At 74.0% G+C, this 14,778-nt stretch carries 12 protein-coding genes; all 12 read right to left on the bottom strand.

The features are described 5' to 3' along the window. Positions 1–3 precede the first annotated feature (3 nt). A complete protein-coding gene (locus tag O2W14_RS08230; protein WP_269175596.1) occupies positions 4–2,460 on the bottom strand; it encodes a beta-glucosidase family protein in 2,457 nt (818 codons plus the stop codon). Next, the gene (locus O2W14_RS08225) at positions 2,457–3,554 is read right to left on the bottom strand and encodes an LLM class flavin-dependent oxidoreductase (RefSeq protein WP_269175595.1); all 1,098 of its coding nucleotides are present in this window, start codon (positions 3,552–3,554) and stop codon (positions 2,457–2,459) included. The genes O2W14_RS08230 and O2W14_RS08225 overlap by 4 nt, the downstream gene beginning before the upstream one ends. Positions 3,555–3,587: 33 nt before the next feature. Next, positions 3,588–4,748, bottom strand: coding sequence for a flavin reductase (locus tag O2W14_RS08220; protein WP_269175594.1), 1,161 nt, complete (start codon positions 4,746–4,748; stop codon positions 3,588–3,590). A gap of 287 nt (positions 4,749–5,035) precedes the next feature. Continuing rightward, on the bottom strand, positions 5,036–6,598 hold the full coding sequence (locus tag O2W14_RS08215) for a GMC oxidoreductase (RefSeq protein WP_269175593.1): 1,563 nt from the start codon (positions 6,596–6,598) through the stop codon (positions 5,036–5,038). 20 nt (positions 6,599–6,618) lie between these two features. Continuing rightward, positions 6,619–7,008, bottom strand: a complete 390-nt coding sequence (locus tag O2W14_RS08210) for a C-glycoside deglycosidase beta subunit domain-containing protein (protein ID WP_269175592.1) — start codon at positions 7,006–7,008, stop codon at positions 6,619–6,621. After that, a complete protein-coding gene (locus tag O2W14_RS08205) occupies positions 7,008–8,015 on the bottom strand; it encodes a sugar phosphate isomerase/epimerase family protein (protein WP_269175591.1) in 1,008 nt (335 codons plus the stop codon). The genes O2W14_RS08210 and O2W14_RS08205 overlap by 1 nt, the downstream gene beginning before the upstream one ends. A gap of 254 nt (positions 8,016–8,269) precedes the next feature. Further along, positions 8,270–9,103, bottom strand: coding sequence for a carbohydrate ABC transporter permease (locus O2W14_RS08200; protein WP_269175590.1), 834 nt, complete (start codon positions 9,101–9,103; stop codon positions 8,270–8,272). 5 nt (positions 9,104–9,108) lie between these two features. Continuing rightward, positions 9,109–9,993 (bottom strand): carbohydrate ABC transporter permease, encoded by an 885-nt coding sequence (locus tag O2W14_RS08195; RefSeq protein WP_269175589.1) that lies wholly within the window; start codon positions 9,991–9,993, stop codon positions 9,109–9,111. 103 nt (positions 9,994–10,096) lie between these two features. Then, the gene (locus O2W14_RS08190; RefSeq protein WP_269175588.1) at positions 10,097–11,359 is read right to left on the bottom strand and encodes an ABC transporter substrate-binding protein; all 1,263 of its coding nucleotides are present in this window, start codon (positions 11,357–11,359) and stop codon (positions 10,097–10,099) included. A 235-nt stretch (positions 11,360–11,594) separates the two neighbouring features. Continuing rightward, the gene (locus O2W14_RS08185) at positions 11,595–12,869 is read right to left on the bottom strand and encodes an ROK family transcriptional regulator (protein ID WP_269175587.1); all 1,275 of its coding nucleotides are present in this window, start codon (positions 12,867–12,869) and stop codon (positions 11,595–11,597) included. A gap of 137 nt (positions 12,870–13,006) precedes the next feature. Then, positions 13,007–13,303 (bottom strand): helix-turn-helix transcriptional regulator, encoded by a 297-nt coding sequence (locus O2W14_RS08180; RefSeq protein WP_269175586.1) that lies wholly within the window; start codon positions 13,301–13,303, stop codon positions 13,007–13,009. After that, a complete protein-coding gene (locus O2W14_RS08175; protein WP_269175585.1) occupies positions 13,300–14,334 on the bottom strand; it encodes a TerC family protein in 1,035 nt (344 codons plus the stop codon). Before O2W14_RS08175 ends, O2W14_RS08180 begins: the two co-directional genes overlap by 4 nt. Positions 14,335–14,778: the final 444 nt, after the last annotated feature.

Here is a 14,778-nt window from a genome sequence, read left to right as displayed (position 1 = left end):
GGATCACAGGTCCACGGCCAGCACGTGCGGCAGGTCGGCGGAGGAGCGGCCGACCCGGACCTCGTGCCGGCCGGCCGGAACGACCCAGCCGGCACCGACCTCCCAGCGCTGGAAGGTCCGCTCGTCCAGCACGACGGACACCCGGTCGCTGTCCCCCGGCGCCAGCCGCACCCCGGTGAACCCGGCCAGCCGGGCGGAGTCCTCCCCGGGTCCCTGGACGTACACCTGGACGACGTCGCGGCCGGCCCGGGCACCGGTGTTGGCGACCGTCACGGTGACCTCGGCGCGGACCGCCGGGCCGGCCCGGTCGACCGCGAGGTCGGCGTCCCGCACGTCCCAGCTGGTGTAGCCCTCCCCGGAGCCGAACGGGAAGCGGGCCGGGCGGTGCGTCCGCTGCAGGTACCGGTACCCCACCGGCTCGGTGGCCGTGTAGTCCAGCGCGAGGTCGGCGTCCAGCTGCTCGCCCCAGGTCGAGCGGTCGGTGTCGGCGAGCGGCACCGTGACCGGCATCCGCCCGCCGGGCTCCCGGTCCCCGGCCAGCACGCCCGCCAGCGCCGGGCCGAACTCCTGGCCCGGGAACCAGGCGAAGAGCACGGCGGCGACCTCGTCGGCCCACGGCGCGTGCACCGGGCGGCCGGCGTTGACCACCACGACGGTGCGGGGGTTGACCGCGGCGACCTCGCGGATCAGCTGCTCCTGGGCGGCCGGCAGGGCCGAGTCGTCCAGGTCGCGGCTCTCCCGGGAGGTCTCCAGCACGTCGCCGACCACCAGCACGACGGCGTCCGCGTCCGCGGCAGCGGCGACGGCGCGGGCCAGCGCACCGTCGGGCTGCGGGGCCAGGCAGCCGACGGTGAGCGCCTGCACCCGCGACCCCGCCGAGTGCATCTCGACCACGACGGTCACCGGCACCCCGGCGGTCAGCTCCACCGCGCCGGTGCTCATCTCGGCCCGGGCCACCTCGCCCATCACGTCCTGCGGCGCGGGCGCCGGCCGGTCGGCCACCGGCCGCCCGTCGACGGTCAGCGTCGTGTCCCCGGAGCCGCCGGCACCCAGCAGGTGCACGCCGCTGACCTGCGGGGTGAGGACGGCGGTCAGCCGCAGCGACCCGGGCCGCGTCGTGGGGCCGACGCCGGGCACGGTGCCGAACCAGATGAAGCTGCTGTCGCCGCGCACCTCGGTGAGCACCGGCTCGGCGCCGGCCTCCCCGACGTGGTGCTCCAGCAGGACGCCCGGGGTGCCGTCCGGGGCGGTCACCGCGAAGGCGCCCAGCGGCTCGGGCCGGGTCAGGGCGATGCCCGGCTCGTGCACGACCTCGCCGGCGAACCGCGCGCGGAGGGCGTCCAGCGGCGGGACGGGCGGGGAGGCGGGCCGGATGCGGCCGAAGGTGGCCCCCTGGAAGCACGGCCGGGCGGCGTTCGGGCCGAGGACGGCGAGGCGGGCCACCTCCGCGCCGTCCAGCGGCAGGACCGCACCCTCGTTGCGGACGAGGGTGAAGGCGGCGGCCGCGGCGGTGCTGAGCACGTCCGCGGCGCCGTCGGCGTCCACCTGCTCCCCGGGTGCACCGACCACGCGCTCGTGGCCGGCCAGCGCGCCGACCCGGCCGGCCAGCCGCAGCAGCCGGAGCACGGCGTCGTCCACCCGCTCCTGGGGCACCTGCCCGGCGGCCACCGCCGCGGCCAGCTGCGGGCCGAGGTGGATGGCCGGGCCCGGCATCTCCAGGTCCAGCCCGGCCAGCGCCGGACCGAGGGTCTGCTTGAGGGCGAAGTAGTCCGACACCGTCAGCCCGTCGAAGCCCCACTCGTCCTTGAGGACCGACAGCAGCCCGGCGTCCTCGGCGCAGGGCACGCCGTTGACCCCGTTGTAGGCCGTCATCACGCCCCAGGCGCCGGCGCGGACGGCCAGCTCGAAGGGGCGCAGGTAGACCTCGCGCAGGGTCACCGGGTCGACGGTCGCGCTCATCCGCTGCCGCTGCGTCTCGGTGTCGTTGCAGACCAGGTGCTTGGGGAAGGAGGCCACCCCCTGCCCCTGCACGCCCTGCACGAAGGCCGCACCGAGGACGCCGGCGAGCTGCGGGTCCTCGGAGAGCATCTCGAAGGTGCGCCCGGACAGGCCGGTGCGCGCCAGGTTCAGGTTGGGCGCGTACACGCCGTCGTGGCCGCGGCGGCGAGCCTCCGAGGCCTCGGCGGCCGCCACGGCCCGGACGACCGCGGGGTCCCAGGTGGCGCCCAGCGCCGTGCCGCAGGGCAGCAGCAGCGAGGTGTCCCGCTCGTCGAAGGTCGGGCTCACCAGCCCGAGCGGGCCGTCGACGAGCACGACCGACCCCAGCCCCACCTCCGGCGCCGGCACGGTGCTCCAGCCGGTCTCCCCGGCCGTCAGCGCCGCGCGCTGCGCGGGGTCCAGCTGCTCGAGGACGGCGTGCAGCGCCGCGTCGCCGGGGCGGCCGTGGTCGACGGTGGTCACGCGGACCGGAACCGGGGCATGACCCGGGTGGCGAACAGCTCCATGGACCGGGTGCCCAGCTCCTGCCGGCCCGGCGTCAGCGGGCCGCCCATGAACCCACCGAGCAGGTTGCCGATGCCGAGGTCGTGCACCTCCGCCAGGTGCGCGCTCACGGTCTCGACGCTGCCGCGCAGGCACCAGGTGCCCTGGTACTCCGGCCCCCGGGCGTCCGGTGCCCGGCGCAGGTCGACCCCGCTGAGCTCCTCGGCCGCCTTGTTCGCCTCGTACTCGTGGTCGATGGCCTCCTGGTACTCCGCCATCAGCGTCTGGAACTCGTCCTCGGCCTGCTCGTCGGTCTCGGCGACGTGCACGTGCTGGTAGGTGTGCGTCGTCCACTCCAGGGCGTGGGCCACCTTCTCCTCCGGGTGGCCGGCCGCCTCGAGGGCCTCGCGGTAGGCGGCGAAGTAGCGGCGCAGGTGCGGCATCGGGTCCCCGTCGAAGCCGGGCGGGGTGAAGGCCGGGATGAACGCGGGCTGGGCCTTGGCCGCAGCCCGCTGGACGCTGCTGGGACGCAGCGCCACGGACATGACCTGCGGGCCGTCGGGCGAGTAGGCCGCCGGTGCGATGCGGGAGACGACCGCGCCCTGGTAACGGCCGTTGTCGAAGACGACGGGCTCGTCGGTGGGCTTCTTCGCCCACAGCCGCTCGACGATCTCCAGGTTGCTGATCGCCAGGTCCGCGGCGTCCTTGTAGTTGACCCCGAGGCCGATCATCTCCTCCGGGGTGGTGCCGCTGCCCACCCCGACCAGCACCTTGCCCTCGGTCAGCTGGTCGATGATGTTCAGCCGCTCGGCGAAGCGCACCGGGTGGTGCAGCGGGATGGTCTGCACGGAGAAGCCGAGGTGCAGCCGCGGCAGCTTGGCCGTCAGGTAGGCGGCGAACATCATCGGGTCGCTGGCCGGCGGGGTGTAGCCGGTGAAGTGGTGGTCGGGCAGGAAGACGGCGTCGAAGCCGAGCCGCTCGGCGTCCGTGGCGTGCTGGACCATCGCCAGGGTCACCGCCCGGTCCTGCTCGGGGGCCATGGAGCGGCTGGTGAGGAATGCGGAGAAGTGCACGACGACCTCCTGGTCGGGGCGGGACGGGCGGGGTCAGGCAGCGGTGCGGTCGGTCGCCCGGCGGGCTGCGACGAGCAGCCGGTCCAGGCAGGTCGTGAGCCGGTCGGGGGTCTCCTGGCCGGTGAAGCCCATGAGGTGCAGCGCCAGGACGACCTGCCCGTCGCGGTCGCGGACAGGCGCGGCGATCGAGGTGACGTCGGTGAGCTCGGCCAGCGGCCGGCGCAACCCGGGCTCGGGCCCGCGCTGCAGCAGCTCCCCGAGCACCCCGGCCACACCGCCGGGGGCGTCGCGGTCGAACAGGGAGCGCTCGAACCGGTCGGCGCTGGCGCGGCCGGTGGTGACCGTGTGGCCGAGCGCCCGCACCGCCGCCAGGTCCGCGGCGCACCCGGCCGTGTCGCTCCCGGTGAGCCGGGCGCCCCGGGCCAGCCAGGCCTGCTGGTCGGCGGCCGGGGCCCAGGCGAGGAACAGCGGCGCGATCGGGGCCGCCAGCGGGAAGGTGGTGCCCACCCGGGTGTCGCTCCCGCCGGGCGCCGAGCCGATGCCGGCCGCCACGAGGGAGACGACGGCGTCGCCCACGGCGGCGCTGACCAGGCACACCAGCCCGAGCTCGGCGGACAGCGCCTCGGCCTCGGGGCGGATCAGGTCGGCCAGCCGCAGCTGGTCGGCGAGGCCGGGGCCCTCGGCCTGGACCGAGGGCAGCGACGGAGACCCGTAGCCGCCCCGCAGGAACAGCAGGGGCAGACCGGCCTCCTCGGACACGGAGATGCCGGTCACCCGGCCCAGCACCACGTCGTGGTCACCGGCGGGCAGCACGTCGGCGAGGTCGCAGTCGACCTGCAGCACCGCACCCCGCAGCAGCGGCGGGCGGTGCACGTCGCCGACGCTGGTCCAGCGCTCGAACCGGTCGGGGTCCTTGGACACGAACGCCCGGCAGACCTGTTCCTGGTCGGCGGCGAGCACGTTGACGCAGAAGCGCCCCGCCTCCCGGATCAGCGGCCAGGACGTGCTGGCGCGGTCGGGCAGGAAGCCCACCAGCGGGGGGTCCAGCGAGACGGAGGTGAAGGTGCCCACGACCATCGCCACCGGCGTCCCGTCGGCCTGCCGGGCGGTGATGAGCGAGACCCCGGTCGGGTAGTGGCCCAGCGCCCGGCGGAACCCTGCCGGCGCAGTGGCGAGCGGTGCGTTCCCGGACATCCCGGCCTCCTCGTCGATCGTTGGTGAATCAGAATGTTGGTTCGGGTTCTGACGGTAGAGTGCGCTGCGCCACACGTCAACGAGCGACTGCGGTGCCCTCAGCGGCCCCGTCGGTGCGGCGCTGGGCCGGACGGCGGGCGGGAGGGCGCGGCGGACGGCACAGCCCGGCGGCGTCCGTGGCCGACCACCGGCGTCGTCCCGGGACCGCTCGTCCGCCGGGGCGCGAGCTCCCCCGACGGACCGGCGGGCCGCGCCGCCCGCCGGCCCTTGCGCCCGCGGTCCGGACGTCAGGCCTGCGCGCCCTCGGGCACGGCGCGGGCGGCGACCGCGTCCCCCTCCACCCCCGCCAGCCGGCCCAGCAGTGCCCGGGCGGAGAGCACGCCGAGCGCGACGGCGGTGACCGTCGGGTTGCAGGCCGTGGAGGTCGGGATGACGTTGTTGCCGCCGACGTAGAGGTTCTCGGTGCCCCAGACCCGGCCGGTGGTGTCGCAGACGCTGGTGCCGTCGTCGACCGGGCCCATCCGGGTCGTGCCCTGGTAGTGCAGCGAGGTGCCGGCCGGCATGGTGAACGGCTCCCCCAGCGTCCGCCCCAGCGCCGCGGCGGCCCGGCGGATCTCCGCCGTCGCCGCGGCGATCGACTCCTCGTCGGCCGCGGTGAGCGTGTAGTCGATCCGGATCGCCGGCATCCCGTGCTCGTCGAGCTCGCGCTCGTCGAACCACACCCGGTCCTGGGCCGACAGCTGCTTGCGGCAGAACCAGCCCAGCCCCACCACCTGGCCCGGCCGGACCGTGACGTCGGGCTCCAGCGGCACCGGCGAGGCGTCCAGCTGCATGACCTGGCCGTGGAAGGGCCGGTCGGCGGCGTAGGGCACCCAGGACACCCCGGACAGCGGCACGATCGCCCCGCCCCCCGGCGTCGTGGCCACCGACGTGGGCACCGCGCCCAGACCCACCGCGTCGGCGGGCACGTGCTCCTCGGCCACCAGGGAGGCCAGCATGACCTGCGGCTGGTCGTTGAGGTAGCGGCCCAGGGCCGCCGGCCGGATGCCTGACGTCCAGAGCAGCTGCGGGGTCCGGAAGGCGTCCGCGGCGACCAGCACGGCCCGGGCGGCGAGCACCTCGGACCGGCCCGTGGCCACGTCCACCACCTCGACCCCGGTGACCGTCGGGCCCTCGATCCGCACCCGCCGGGCCAGCGTGCCGGCCCGCAGGGTCACCTGCGGCCGCTCCCACAGGTCGCCGGCGACGACCGCGGGCCCGGTCCAGTGCAGCTGGCCGTCGGCCTCGCGGCGCACCGCGACCGGCATCGGCCCGACCGGACGGCGGCCGGGCCCGTCGAAGACCTCGCCGAGCACGCGGAGCACCGCCGGGGTCAGCGGTGCGCCGTCGAAGGCGTGCGTGGTCACCGCGAGCAGGTCGGCGGCGCGGGCCAGGGCGTCGTCGAAGGAGTCCCGGTCCAGGAAGTCCGGCACCTCGTCGTCACCGGGCAGCGGGCAGGCCGCCGTCCAGTGCGCGCCCATGCCGCCGACGTTGGTGGAGATGGCCGCGTTCGGCATGTCCGGGGCGCCGACCAGGGCCGTCCCCGGCCGCGCCGGCCGCCCACCGGGCAGGGCGTCCCGGCTGGGCGGGAGCGCCGCCAGCGCCGCCTCGCGGGCACCGGCGTCGGCGATGTTCTTCACGTGCCCGCCCGGCGTCTCGCCGAGCACCCCGCCGGCCTCGAGCACCAGCAGCCGCAGCCCCGGGTCCAGGTCGGCCAGCTCGCGGGCCACCGCGGTGCCCACCGGCCCGGAGCCGACGACCACCACGTCGTAGGCCTCGGTCGCCACGCCCCGTCCCTCCGACTCGCTCATCGTCGGTCCCCTGGTCCGGGTCAGGCGCCGGCGAGGGTGAGCCGCTTGCTGTCGCGACCCCCGCCCGGCACCGGCATGTAGGAGATCCGCAGCCGCACCGAGACGGCCACGTCGTGCTCACCGGGCGCCAGCGGCTCGTCGGTGGTGAACGCCAGCTGCGCCCGCTCCCCCATCTCCCACCGGTCGTCGGTGGTGTGCGGCAGCTGGTCGAAGCCGTAGGTGTGGCCGTGCACGGTGAAGGTGGTCCGGTCCGCCGGCACCGGGCGGCCGTCCAGGACCAGGTCGACGGCCTCGACCATCGACAGGGCCAGGCCCCGGTAGTAGGGCATCCGCACCTCGACGACCCCACCGGGGCGGCCGTCCTCGTGGGCCCGGAAGCCCTCCTCGCAGACGATGTACTGGTCGAACATCAGGCGTCCTCTCCGGTGGTCTCGCCCAGCAGGCGGGCGAACATGGCGTGCTGACGGCGGACCTGCTCGACGCTGTCCACCGGGAAGGCGTCCTGGACGTGCCGGTTGCCCTCGTACTCGCTGGACAGGTGGCCGGCGAACCCGCCCTCGATCAGGACCGGGACGATCTCGTCATAGGGGATCGAGTACTCGACGCCCTCGTCGGTCATCTCGTAGAACTTCGCCTGCACGTGGCCGATGAGCCCCATGTGCTCGAGCATCGCCTTGGGCTCGGACCAGATGTAGTGCGTGGCCTGGCGGGCCAGGCCAAACTCGACCGGCCCCCCGCCGCGGTAGTTGACGACGTCCATCAGGGCGTGGGTGTCGCCGTGGTCGTCGTAGGTGGACACGATCAGGTCGACCAGCTCGGGCTTGGCGCCGTCGCGCAGGGCACGGTCGCTGACCACGCGGGGGAACCGCCGCACGTAGGTGCCCATGTCCGGCATCAGGCCCAGCGCCGGCGACCCGGTGCGGTACATGACCTCCAGGTGCTGGAGGACCCACGGGTGCTCGTAGTGGAAGGGGGCGTGCACCTCCAGCAGCAGCCGCACCCCGGCCTCCTCGGCGTACGGCGCGGCCGCCTCCATCACCTCCGGCGGGGTGTTGATGATGGCGCGCACCACCGGCGCCCCCAGCCGGACGGCGATGTCGACGTCCTGGCGGACCGAGGCGACCTGCTCCTCGAGGGTCAGCCAGCGGCCCGGGTGGCGCTTGGTGTCCAGGAAGAGGTCGGTCGCGGCCGGGTGGGTGCCGTACTGCGCCATCCACCCGTGCCAGGTCTGCAGGAACTCCTCGGTCAGCTGCGGGTACCCGGGGATCGACTGCTCGGGGATGATCTCGATCCCGAGGGCACCGCACTCCGCGGCGGCGCGGACACAGTCCTCGAGCGTCATGGTCCGGAGGAAGAACTCCTCCTGGTAGGAGTACAGGCTGACGCCCCGCTGGATGCGGTGGGCGGGCGTGGTCATGGGGGCCTCGTCTCAGGCTGCCGCGCCGGCGAGCTGCCGGGCGGTGGGGGTGACGGCCTGTCCGGAGGACGGGCCGGGGGTGGTGGGCGGACGGCGGGAGGCACCCGTCGCCTCAGACGGGACGACGTCCCCATTCTTCTGCCGACACTCGGAGGAAGTCGAGGACGCGCGTCGTCACACCGTCGATGACCGGCATCAGGGCGACTGATGGCGGTGGCGGACCGGCGGCAGCGGCCCGGCGGCGGTCGTGCGGGCTACTTGATCCCGCCGGCGAAGCCCTGGATGAACTTCTTCTGCGCGAAGAGGTAGAAGGCCAGGATCGGGACCATCGAGATCAGCACGATCGCGAAGATCTTGTTCCACGCCGAGACCAGCGAGCCGACGTAGTAGTACATCGACACCGGCAGGGTCTGGTTGTCCGAGCCGCCCAGGAAGATCAGCGCGGAGAAGAAGTCGTTCCACACGATGAGCCCGGCCAGGATGGCCACGGTGCCGGTCGCCGGCGACATCAGCGGGAACACGACCCGCAGGAACACCCGCCCCGGGCTGGCGCCGTCCAGCGACGCCGCCTCCTCGTAGTCGCGCGGCAGGTTGCGGAAGAAGCCGGCGTAGAGGAAGACCGCCAGCGGCATCAGCGTGCCGACGTAGAGGACGACCATCCCCCACATCGTCCCGACCAGCCCGATCTGCCGGGCGCCGATGTAGAGCGGCACCAGACCCAGCTGGGTGGGCAGCAGGATGGCGATGAGGAACCCGTAGAAGGTGATCGTGCCCCAGCGCCGGGTGGTCCGGGACAGCACGTAGGCCGCCAGCGAGCCGAAGGCCACCAGCCCGACGATGCTGGCCGCGGTGATGACCACGCTGTGCCCCAGGGCCAGCAGGATGTTGTTGTCCCCGCCACCGCTGAGCACCTCGGTGAAGTTCTCCAGGGTGGGGCGGCTCGGCGGCGCGGAGGTGCTCGTGGTGAGCAGCTCCTCGCTGGGCTTGAGCGCGGTGACGACCAGGAAGTAGAACGGCAGCAGGGTCAGCAGCGCGAAGACCCAGACGACGCCCTCGCGCACGGCCGTGGCCGGCGAGTAACGGAACACAGCGGTCACGCTCCCTGTGAGCGGTCTCGGGTGGCCACCTGCTGCAGCACCGAGAACACGAGCATGATGAGGGTGAGGAGCAGGGCCAGCGCCGCGCCGAAGCCGAAGTTGCTCAGCGCGAACGTCTGCTTGTAGACCTGCGTGGCCAGCGTCTCGGTGGCCCCGGCCGGGCCACCGCCGGTCAGCGCCATGACCTGGTCGAACACGCGCAGGCCCTGGATGAGCATCAGGGTCGAGGCGATGGCGATCGAGGGCCGGATCGAGGGGATCGTGATGTGCCGGAACCGTCGCCAGGTGCCGGCCCCGTCGATCGCGGCGGCCTCCTCGATCTCGATCGGCACGGTGGCCAGGCCGGCGAGGAAGATCACCATCACCATGCCGGTGGTCTGCCAGGCCATCACCAGCAGCACCGCCCACAGCGCGAGGGTCGGGTCGGCCAGCCAGGTCCGCGGCTCCATGCCCACCCAGCCGAGGACGCCGTTGAGCGGGCCCTTGAAGTCGAAGATGAACTTCCAGACGTAGGAGACCGCCAGCGGGCTGAGCACCACCGGCATGAAGAACAGCACTCGGAGCAGGTAGCGGCTCTTCAGCGTGCGGTTGAGGGCCAGGGCCAGACACAGCCCCACCACGTTGGTCAGCACCAGGAAGCCGAACGCCAGGAAGAGCGTGTTCTTCAGCGAGCCGATCAGCTTGGGGTCGTCGAAGATCCGCCGGAAGTTGTCCAGCCCGATGAAGTCGAAGTCCCCGATGCCGGTCCAGTCGGTGAACGCGTACACCGCGCCACCCGCGGTCGCCGCGTAGTGGACCAACGCCACCATCGCGATCGCCGGGAGCGCCCACCACCACCGGCCGTAGGTGATGAGCGGCCGGGCGCGCCGGGAGCGGGACACTGCCCCACCCCCGGCGGCCGAACTGCCCTCTCCCACGACGGGGCCTTTCCGGATCGTCGCAGTCATCGTCAGTCAGTCCCTCGGGTCGGTCGGACGTCGGGTCCTACTGGTCCCACGCGGCGTCGACGGCGGCGAGCGCGGACGGGATGTCGCCCTGACCGGTCAGCAGCCCCTGCACACCGGTGGACAGCGCGTCGTAGACGCCCGGGTTCGGCCAGGACAGCAGCGGCAGCGGCGAGTAGTCGCCGGCCTCGAGCAGGTCGGCCACCGGGGCGTACACCGGGGCGAGGTTCTCGTCCGGGCCGGTGATCGCGACGCCGCCCTGCAGCTCGGTGAAGGTCCTGGAGTTCTCCGGCTGCGCGGCCCAGGCGAGGAAGTCGATGGCCGCCTGCTTGGCCCCGGGCTCGGCCTTGGCGTTGACCGCCAGCGCGTAGTTCGGGCTGGCGAACATGTAGGGGTCCGCACCCGTCGGCGCCGGGAACGGCTCGACCTCGAACTTCGCACCCGGGGTGGCCTTGGCGAGCTCGGTGGCGGCGGCGCCGGGCACGAAGGCACCCAGTGCGCTGCCCTGGGTCAGCCCCTGGGTGATGGCGTCGAACCCGCCACCGGCGGCGCCGTCCTGGAAGCAGCCGGCCTCGTTCATGTCCACGACCGTCTGCAGGGTGTCCTGCCAGCCCTTGCTGTCGGCGAAGGACACCGAGCCCTCGGCGCGCTTGCTGTTCCAGTCGGGATCCTCGGCGTAGACCCGGGTCGCCGAGATCGACATGGTCATCAGGCCGGCGTTCTGCGGCACCGACCCGGCCAGGGCGAACAGCGACTTGCCCTCGCCGACTGCCTTGCAGGCCTCGATCATGGCGTCGAAGTCGCCGGGCACCTCGACCCCGGCCTCGGTCGCCGCGCCGGCGTTCCACACCATGCCGACCGGGACGAGGTCCGTGGGCTGGGCGTAGGTCTTGCCGTCGAGGACGAACAGGTCCTCGTTGCCCTCGGGGATGAGCTCGGTGGAGCTCTCGCCCAGCGGCTCGATGTAGCCGGCCTCGGCCAGCGGCATCACCGCGTTGGAGTTGCCCGCACCCGGGGAGAACATCATCAGGTCCGAGGCGTTGCCGCCCTGGAGCTGGGTGCGCACGGTCAGCCCGTAGCTGTCCGGCGGCAGCCCCTGGGTCTCGATCTCGACACCGGTGGCCGCGGTGTACTCGTCGGCCAGGAGCTGCCACGGGCTCTCGCCACCGCTGGCGTTCTCGAAGGTGAAGGTGAAGCCGTCAGCGGCTGCGGCCGAGCCGCCGGCCTCGCCGCCGGACTCGCTGCCGCCGCACCCGGTGAGGGTGAGGGCGCCGACCGCCGGTGCAGCCAGCAGGACGCTCACGCGGCGGAGACGCCAGGGGCCTCGCTGTGTCATGGGGGGACCTCTCGTGGTGCACCGCGGCGTTGCGGTGCAGGACTACGTGATGACCACCACAGCCTTCTGCCTACCACCGGAAGAAGTCAATGGACCGCTGCCGCCGACCTCCTGATGGTCGTCATCAGCACCGCTGATGGACACTGCTCCCACACAGCAACGGTCGATGCCCAGGCCGCCCCGTGACACCCCAGCCGGCGGGTCAGGCGGAGAGGTCCTCGGCGTCGACGCCGGCGAGCTCGGGCCGGCCGGCGGGTGACCGGTCGTCGAGCCACGAGGAGAGCTGGTCGCGGGAGAAGAGCTCCCCCACCGCCAGCTGCACGGCGCCGGTCACGCCGGCCACCTCCTCGTCGACCGCGGACAGCTCGATGCGCAGGCGCTGCCCGGTCGTCGAGGACACCCGGGCACGCACCGCCTCCCCGATCGAGGGCAGGACGTGCGCCCCGGCCCGGGCCATGCCACCGCCGATGACGAGCAGCTCCGGGTCGAACAGGCTCACCAGCGTCGCCAGGCTGTCCCCGAGCAGCAGACCGGTGCGGTGCAGCAGGGCGCGCGCGGCCTGGTCGCCGGCCTCGGCGGCCATCGTGATGTCGACCGGCCGGATCCGGCCGCTCTCGCGGAGCACGGCCAGCAGGGCGTCGCTCTGCCCGCACTCGGCCAGCAGCCGGGCGTTCTGCGCCAGCGCCGTGCCGCCGGCGACCGCCTCGAGGCAGCCGGTCTGGCCGCAGGCGCAGACGACGTCGCCCGACCCGGCGACCGGGATGTGCCCGATGGCCCCGGACAGGCCGTTGGCGCCCCGGTACACCCGGCCGTCGACGACCACGGCGGCGGCGATCGTCGTGCCACCGCCCACGTAGAGCAGCTGGGCGGCGTCGGCGGCCGCGGGGTTGCGCCACATCTCGCCCAGGGCCAGCAGGTTCACCCGGTCGTCGATCCAGGTGGGCGCCGACCAGTGCCGCGCCAGGCGGGCCCGGAGCGGGTACCGCGCCCAGCCGGGCATGTGCGGCCCGGCCAGGAAGTCGCCCCGCTCGAAGGCCACCGGGCCCGGCGTCCCGACGCCGACGGCCCAGACCCCGCCGGTGAGCCCGGCCTCCCGGACGAGGGCGTCCCCCATCCGCTCCGCCGCGGCCAGGGTCAGCTCGGGGCCGCTGGTGACGTCGACGTGCTCGTGCCGCACGGCGACGATGTCGCCGGCCAGGTCGGCCAGGCCGACCACGAGCTCGTTGGACGCGATGTCGACACCCAGGACGTGACCGGCCTCGGCGCGCAGGCGCAGGCGGCGCGGCGCGCGACCTCCGGTGGAGGGCCCGAGTCCGTCGTTGGCCACCAGCCCGGCCGACTCGAGCTCGCCCACCCGCTGCGCGACCACGCTGCGGCCCAGCCCCACCCGCTCGGTCAGCTCCGGCTGGGTGATGCCGGGCCCGCTGCGGATCGCGTCGAGGACGGCGACCAGCCCGGTGAACCGCTCACTGGGCATGCAACCGCTCCCCTGGCCGCCGGAAGTACCGGTCAGCCTACCGACACGAGATCGTCCCGCCCACCGACGGCGACGCCGAGCGGCAGGCGGCCCTCTCCGCGCGCGCTCCCGGTGGTCAGCGGGCGTCCGCTCGCAGGTCAGCCGGACCCCGGCGGCTGCCGGAAGACCGCCAGCAGCTCGTCCACCTCGTGGGCCGCGTCCGCGGGGTGCCGGAAGGGCTGGTGCGGTCGCACGGCGTAGTGCGTGCGCCGGCCCACCTTCACCCGGGTCACGTAGCCCGCCTCCTCCAGGTCGCCCAGGATCGACAGGGCCGAGCGGGTGGAGACGCCCACGACCTCGGCGATCTCCACCACCCGGGCGTCCGGGGCACCGGCGACGGCGAGCAGGACGTGCGCGTGGTTGGTCAGGAAGGTCCACGGCCGGTCAGCGCTCACCGCACCTGCTCACTCGTCGACTCCCGGCGCCGCCGCAGCACCGGCTCCAGCTGCGCGGTCTCCTCGGCCGTGGCGACCCGGAAGGGCGCCGCGCCGGCCACGGTCACCGGGGTCCGCCCCTGGCCGCGGGTGGCCCGCAGGCTCAGCGCGACCGAGATCCCGATGATCGTGGCGATCACGGCCAGCGAGACCGTCGTCGGGACGTAGACGACGTCGACCTTGAGCAGCATCTTGACCCCCACCCAGATCAGGACCAGGGCCAGGCCGGTCTTCAGGTAGACGAACCGGTGCACCAGGTCGGCGAGCAGGAAGTACATCGCCCGCAGCCCCAGGACGGCGAACGCGTTGGCGGTGAAGACCAGGAACGGCTCGTCGGTGACGGCGAAGATCGCCGGGATCGAGTCGACGGCGAACACGACGTCGGTCACCTCGATGACCACCAGCACCGCCAGCAGCGGGGTGGCCACCAGCCGCCCGGCGACCCGCACGACCAGGCGCTGACCGTGGTACGCGTCGGCCATCGGCACGAACCGGCGGAACAGCCGCAGCGCCCGGGACCGCTCGGGGTCCAGGTGCTCGTCGCGCGCCCGGATCATCTTCACCCCGGTGACCAGCAGGACGGCGGCGAAGACGTAGAGCACCCAGCTGAAGCTGGCGATCAGGACCGACCCGGCGGCGATGAACACCCCGCGGAACACCAGTGCGCCCAGCACGCCGAGGAACAGCACCCGGTGCTGGTACTCCCGCGGGACGGCGAAGTACGTGAGCACGATCGCCCAGACGAAGACGTTGTCCACGGCCAGGGACTTCTCGATCAGGTAGCCGGCGAAGTACTGCTGGCCGAAGTCGGCGCCGGCCTGCCACCACACGAGGGCGCCGAAGCCGACGCCGAGCGCCACCCAGACCGCCGACCACACGGCGGCCTCGCGCACGCCGATCACGTGCGCTCGGCGATGGGCGAACAGGTCGACGGCGAGCATGACGAGGATGACCGCCAGCACGGCCAGCCAGGTCCAGAGGGGGACGTTCACAGGGCACCTCCCGGTCAGGTTGCGACCGGAGGTCTCCCCTGTCCCTGGCCCGAGACCAGGGACCCCACCCCGCCGGGCCCGAGGGCCGTGCTGACGACGAGGTGGCGCGGGGTACTCCCCTCCACGACGAGACAAGTGAAGCACTCTTCACCTGTGCGCGGCAAGGGCGGACGTTGACGCAGCCCCCCGCGCGCGGCGCACGGCCCCGAGCAACGGGACGCACGCTCCGCCGTCGGGCTGTGTGAGGGCGGCGCTGCCCCCGCATCACGGGCGGGCACCGCCGGTGAGCCGACGGGGCTGCCGGAGCGGGAGTCCGTGGCGAGGGCCGGCGCGACCGCGACCTCGTCGTCGGGGACCGCGGCCGGACTGCCCGGCGGCCTGGCACGGCCGGGGGACCGGCCCCCCGCTCGGGGTGGTCGGGCGGCGTGGTGCTGCACCGAACGC

It is taken from the genome of Modestobacter sp. VKM Ac-2986, assembly GCF_026967795.1.
In the GTDB taxonomy this organism is placed as follows: domain Bacteria; phylum Actinomycetota; class Actinomycetes; order Mycobacteriales; family Geodermatophilaceae; genus Modestobacter.
Note: the sequence above shows the minus strand (reverse complement) of the source record. Positions and strands in the feature narration are given on the sequence as shown.

Excerpts from the sequence above, each read along its gene's own strand:
- O2W14_RS08210 (WP_269175592.1), bottom strand. The coding sequence starts at position 7,008 with ATGTTCGACCAGTACATCGTCTGCGAGGAGGGCTTCCGGGCCCACGAG.
- O2W14_RS08185 (WP_269175587.1), bottom strand. The coding sequence starts at position 12,869 with ATGCCCAGTGAGCGGTTCACCGGGCTGGTCGCCGTCCTCGACGCGATC.
- O2W14_RS08205 (WP_269175591.1), bottom strand. The coding sequence starts at position 8,015 with ATGACCACGCCCGCCCACCGCATCCAGCGGGGCGTCAGCCTGTACTCC.
- O2W14_RS08220 (WP_269175594.1), bottom strand. The coding sequence starts at position 4,748 with ATGTCCGGGAACGCACCGCTCGCCACTGCGCCGGCAGGGTTCCGCCGG.
- O2W14_RS08215 (WP_269175593.1), bottom strand. The coding sequence starts at position 6,598 with ATGAGCGAGTCGGAGGGACGGGGCGTGGCGACCGAGGCCTACGACGTG.